The sequence below is a fragment of the Oleiphilus sp. HI0061 genome (assembly GCF_001635675.1).
In genome coordinates this window covers 1-713 of record NZ_LWFE01000640.1, presented here as the reverse complement: position 1 = coordinate 713, position 713 = coordinate 1, and the positions used below count along the sequence as shown (strand labels likewise).

Genomic DNA, 713 nt, shown 5'->3' with positions numbered 1-713 from the left:
GCTTTATGATTAGTGATGTGCTCAGCATGTCGCTTAATAACCGTTCTTACACGCTCCATGTCACCTTTAGAATAAGCGGCGATAATATGGAAAACGTGCGCCAAACGGATATGCGCATTTTCACCAATCTGGTCAGCTTGCTCCAATCGCTCCCAAGCATTTTCACCCTCTGGTAATGCACCAGGTAACAAGCTCCAAACCGCTGCTTTTAACGCTAAAGGGACGCCAAACCACGCCCGGTTATCCAAACAACCCGCACCACGTTCTGCTTGTGCCGCAATGTTTTTAGGCACCCCGGTACCAACACCCGAGAGAATATCGTGGTTCAAGGACAAAAGACCATTAATCAATCCCGCCAACCAAACAATCTGATCAAACTCTTGCTCAAGATCAGGACACTCACCACCAATTTCTAAACCTCCATTAAACTGAATCAAGGCCAGCCAGCCTTTGTAATAACGCTTCGCAGCTCTTACATGGTGATTTTTCTGGGCGATCAATGAATCTTGCGCCATATCTGGCTGCTGTCCACGAATGTATCGCAAGTACGCAAGCTCTTGTTCAAAAGCTCTTGCTTCTTCACAACCACCAGCACCTAAGTTTAGAAGCACTTCCAACTCCCAGGGCTCTTCAGTGATTCGGCCAATTGATTCAACCATCGCTCCCAGCGCTTCAGCACCAGTACAACCCGCAACCAAGTCATCAGTCGTCAA

General features: G+C 47.8%; 1 protein-coding gene. It reads right to left on the bottom strand.

What is annotated here, in order from left to right; genetic code table 11:
- A partial coding sequence (locus A3735_RS30560; protein WP_197485764.1) for a hypothetical protein occupies positions 1–713 on the bottom strand: 713 nt, incomplete at both ends.